Origin of the sequence: Aestuariivirga sp., assembly GCF_037139295.1 — a bacterium.
Taxonomy (GTDB): domain Bacteria; phylum Pseudomonadota; class Alphaproteobacteria; order Rhizobiales; family Aestuariivirgaceae; genus Aestuariivirga.
Genome location: NZ_JBAXGR010000166.1, coordinates 1 through 4,787, shown reverse-complemented (window position 1 = coordinate 4,787; position 4,787 = coordinate 1). Strand labels below are relative to the sequence as shown.

Here is a 4,787-nt window from a genome sequence, read left to right as displayed (position 1 = left end):
CACGACCAAACCTTGTCGGAGCCGTCGCATAACATCATCAACCAGGAACCCGCGCGGTGGTCATTTACACCGAGCCTGGGACGCAACCCTGGCGGTCGCGCATTGCATCCAGGAACGCAGCGGCCTGGCCATCGCCAACGTCATCAAGCAACTACGGCCACTGCGATCAGCGACCATCACCATCAACGGCGCTACCCAGACCTTCCCACCCGAAATCCCCGAGCCGCAAAGACAAATCCTCACCGGCCTCGGCATCAACATGGCTTACTAAGCCAAATGTCCTAACTCAGGAGTAGGCTGGCGGCCGTGGGTTGACCAGCGGTCATCGGCGCTAAAGGGGCCTCATGTCAGCGGTAATCACGAGCGCGGGGTGCGCGATGTTTCCCGACTCGGCACGCTCCGTCTTGTTGGTCATCACGTATACGTTGAATCCATTTCGGATGTTGGATGTTGGGGCGCTGAGAAGACAACCACACCACCTACGACTCACCGCGCTCGTCGACCAGAGACTGGAGCAAGCCTTCGCCCCCTATGAATCGCTCTTTGACTACGTCTATTACCTCGACGTCGAGTACACCAATCATTGCTTCGTTGAAGCATTCTCGGACGCGGCAACGGATGCGGTCGCTCGAGAACTCACGATATGTCGCGGACTAAAACTACTCAGCTTCTTCGAAGGCGATATCGAAGCGACCGCAAAATTGCGCGATAGTTTCGATCTGCCGGGCATGGGCTCGAATGAAGCGCGGAGATTCAGGGATAAATTGACGATGAAGCAGCAGGTGAGCGCGCATCATCACGACGTTCCACGAGCGCTGAAGCTGGATTGGGCACTGCCCGCTGAGGCCACATTCTCACGGTGCGTGTCTGAACTGGGCATTCCGTTCGTGATTAAGCCGATAGCGTTGGGGGGATCCCTGGGGGTCACCCGAGTGGCATCGTTTGAGCAGTTCGAAGGTTGCCGCCACCGGCACCTGGACGCGGCATACATGGCAGAAGAAGAGATCACGGGCGATCTGCTCCATCTGGACATGGTGGTAAACCAGGGGAATCCGTCCTGGTTCGGTTGTTCGCAGTACAACCTGACAACGCTTGCATTTGCCCAAGGACGACCTGTGGGAAGTATGCCCCTATTGCCTGACGATCCGTCGTATTGCGCGCTGCGTGATTACGCTTCGGACATTCGGCGGAGCCTGTCCGTACACGACGGGATAGTGCATATCGAAGTGTTCCGGCGAAACGATAAGATCTATTTCATCGAGGCAGCCGCGCGGGCATCAGGAGGCTTGGCGACGCTCGTTTATCATAAGATGTTCGGCTACAACATGATCCAAGCGATGACTGATTACCAGGTTGGACTAGCGTATGAACCTAGATGCCCAGACGGCCTGGCGTATTTCTGGTTACTCCTGCCCGACGGCGTCGACGTTCGACCGCGGTTACTCGACTTGGAGATCCAATACGAACTGTTCCCACCGGGCGATGGTGCACAGATTCCCGGGAGTCTAATTGGACAGCACGCCAGGATCATCGCGTGGCACGAGGATCCTGCCTATTTGCATAACGCGTTCATGGCGATCGCCTGAGCAAGGTCGGCAAATGGGCAACCTATGGTTAAGGCACGAGACGAAACGCCATGAGAGACGGACCCCACTGTTGCCCGAAAATGCAAGAGCATTAGTGCAATCGGGGCATGACGTCGTGGTGGAGACTTCAGAAACCCGAATTTTTCCCGATCATGCCTACGCTTCTGCAGGGTGCGAACTGGTGCCACCGGGCACTTGGGTCGATGCCGACTCGAATTACTTTGTTCTGGGCCTCAAAGAACTGCCGGAGGCGGAATTCGCGCTACGTCATCAGCATATCTACTATGCGCATTGCTACAAAGGGCAACGCCATAGCCGGCAGGTGCTCGAACGTTTCCTTCGCGGGGGCGGCACACTACTGGATTGCGAGTACCTGACCGACGATCGAGGCAAATCGAAAACTGTTGCCAAGATAGGCTGGCTTTCCGGATATGTGGGCGCTGCGATGGCGGTACAATTCTATCTGCAAAAGCACTTGGGACGTCCGTTGAAGGTTGGGGTGCCTTATTTCTCCGACGTACACCAATTGATCACGCATACCATCGATTTGGCTCAGCAGGCACAGAAAGCACCGTCTCTCGTCATCATAGGAGGTCGGGGTAACGCCGGGTCGGGTGCTGCCGAATTTTGTCAGGAGGTGAATATGAGGGCCTCCCTATGGGGTAGGGCCGAAACAAGTTCGCCTGATGTGGCAGCGACGCTGAATCAATTTGAAGTTCTGGTGAACTGCATTCAAGCCGAGGAGCCGGGTCCACCGTTTTTGACGGAAGGAGACCTGTACGCCGACAAAAAACTCTCGATCCTGGCAGACGTCACATGCGACGTTGGTTCGCCGGCGCACAGATTCCCGTTTTATTCCCGGATCACCACCTTCGACGAACCGTCTCTGGCGGTGGGGCCTGATCATGCTGCCGTTGACGTGATCGCCATCGACCACTTGACCACCTGGTTGCCACTGGAGGCGAGCAGGTTGATTGCAGAGCCGTTGTTCGTGGAGTTGCGGGAGTTGTTGGATGCGCAAGACAATGTCCTGCCCGCGCCCTGGCTGAAGACGAAGGACAAATTCTTGGGGGAGACCGGCCATTTCCGTTAGGTCTTACGTCGTTGTCGTGGATGCCTTTGCGACCGGCGCCTTGTTGGCCCCGGCATTCAGAGAGTTGGGCTACGGACTGATACATCTGCAGACTTCGAATCAAATGGCCAAGAGCCTGATGCGCACCTTTGTCCCGACAGATTTCGATCATTGCGTGGATTACGAGTCCTGCGGGACTGAGCGAACACTCGGCATTCTGCGAAGTCTTCCGATTGTCTGTGTCCTGCCCGGCTGCGATTCCGGCGTGATCCTAGCCGATGAGATCGCCGAAAGTCTCGGTGTCGCTAGAAACAGCGCTGGGACTACTTTGGCGCGGAGAAGCAAATTCTTCATGCATGAAGCTCTCAGAGCCGACGGTTTGCTGGCCGCACGTCAGATCAAGTCCGCTAAGCTCGAGGAGGTGCTGATTTGGTATTCGGCACAAGACCTCCGCAAGGTTGTGGTGAAGCCGGAGTACGCGGCTCGTTCAGAGGGTGTCTCGTTCTGCGAGAGCGAAAACGACGTGATTCGGGCGTTTGAGATGACGGTGGGAACCACGAATCTATTCGGTATCGTGAATGCGGAATTGGTGGTACAGGAGTATTTATACGGTGCTGAGTACATGGTGAACACAATGAGTGTCAACGGCGAACATTTTGTCACTGATGTTTGGGTGGGCGTGGATGATGACGAGGAAGAAATCTCGGCGGATCTTTATGCCGAGTTGCTGCATCCAGAGGACGAGCATTTCGCGGCTTTGAGCGAATATGTTAAGCAGGTGCTGACCTGTGTCGGTATCGACACCGGGCCCGCACATGTGGAAGTGCGTTGGACTCCCGGTGGCGCCGCGTTGATCGAGATCGGGGCGAGGCTAGCGGGGGCGATGTCGTCGAAGGCATTTCGACATGCCACTGGATTCGACCCTGTGCAGCTCACGGTGGATGCGTACGTCCGACCGGATCGGGCATTGCAGGCACTGCTACTCGGTGGCCAGTCGAGGTGTGCCAGATTGGTTTTTTTCCATTCCGATTTGGGCGGTTTGGTCCACCGCGAGCCGGATCTGTCCGAGATGTATTCGCTTGAATCCGTGCTCGATGTTCTGGTGATGGTCAGAGCGGGCGACCTGATGCAAAAGACCGACGACATGTCCGGCCGTCCGGGCTACGCGTACCTGGTGCACGAGACGCAGTCGCGGCTGGACGAAGATTATCGGCGGTTTCGCATTCTCGAGAATCATCTGTATCGCGCGATGCTGGGGGGATGAGATGCTGACTGAGGGAGATCGGTGTACATTCCGTGATGATGGATTCGTGGTCGTTGAAGATCTCATTCCGGAACCTCTCCTCAATGACATATCGACTCACCTCGCGGCTGTCAAGAATGCCGCCAGAGATCTTGAATACAGTGAGCGAAACATGAACCTGGAGTCTCCAGACGGTGGCTTCCTGGCGCAGACGGGTGCGGTGAAGTGTTTCAAGGGCGTACTGCGGGCCGTATTTCATCTCGAATCGCGAGACGAGTTCTTCGCCGAACTGGGGGAGAAGGGGCCGATGTATCACGACGTTGTCACACAGTTGCTGACCAGGCGCAAACCGGCACTGCTGTCGGTTAATTTCTGGGCGAAGTCGGCAGTTGTCGGGTCACCGCAACCCTGGCATCAAGATCTGGCGTATCTGAGTTCGGAGCAGCGGCGGGAATATGCGGGGGCTCTGACCGCTTGGATCGCTGTGGACGAGGCGACCGAGGAGAATGGGTGCCTGGAGTTCTACCCCGGATCACATCGGTTGGGCGATCTGCCACATCTCGGCAGCATGGATCCCGATGCAGGAGAGCAGATTCACCTTGACGTCCAACGGCTGTTCCCAGCGAATCCACCCACTCCGGTGGAATTGAGGCCCGGATCAGCGGTGTTCTTCGATGGGTTGGTGGTCCATGGCTCGAAAGCGAACCGCAGCCCGCGCGCGCGGGAGGCAATCAGCTTTTCGTATGTCTATCAGTGAAGTGGTGCAGGGTCACCCGGGCTCAGTCCTACCACCCCCGGACATGACAGCAGGCCTGCCGCCGGATGGGCGACAGGCCTGCTGGTGACGGATACTCAGGTGCTCGTCGTTGGTGGGTAGGTATTCGTA

4 protein-coding genes and 1 pseudogene are annotated in these 4,787 nt (G+C 56.9%); all 5 read left to right on the top strand.

Going from position 1 to position 4,787, the window contains the following annotated elements:
- Nucleotides 1-271: pseudogene (locus tag WCJ41_RS20150) on the top strand (hypothetical protein); the annotation flags it as partial.
- A 106-nt stretch (nucleotides 272-377) separates the two neighbouring features.
- Complete coding sequence (locus WCJ41_RS20145) at nucleotides 378-1,586, top strand: ATP-grasp domain-containing protein (RefSeq protein WP_336907628.1); 1,209 nt, start codon at nucleotides 378-380, stop codon at nucleotides 1,584-1,586.
- 13 nt (nucleotides 1,587-1,599) lie between these two features.
- A complete protein-coding gene (locus WCJ41_RS20140) occupies nucleotides 1,600-2,679 on the top strand; it encodes a hypothetical protein (RefSeq protein ID WP_336907627.1) in 1,080 nt (359 codons plus the stop codon).
- Complete coding sequence (locus WCJ41_RS20135; protein WP_336907629.1) at nucleotides 2,669-3,922, top strand: ATP-grasp domain-containing protein; 1,254 nt, start codon at nucleotides 2,669-2,671, stop codon at nucleotides 3,920-3,922. The genes WCJ41_RS20140 and WCJ41_RS20135 overlap by 11 nt, the downstream gene beginning before the upstream one ends.
- Nucleotide 3,923: 1 nt before the next feature.
- Nucleotides 3,924-4,658: a phytanoyl-CoA dioxygenase family protein gene (locus WCJ41_RS20130; protein ID WP_336907626.1), complete on the top strand. Its 735-nt coding sequence runs from the start codon at nucleotides 3,924-3,926 to the stop codon at nucleotides 4,656-4,658.
- The last annotated feature ends 129 nt before the right edge of the window (nucleotides 4,659-4,787 follow it).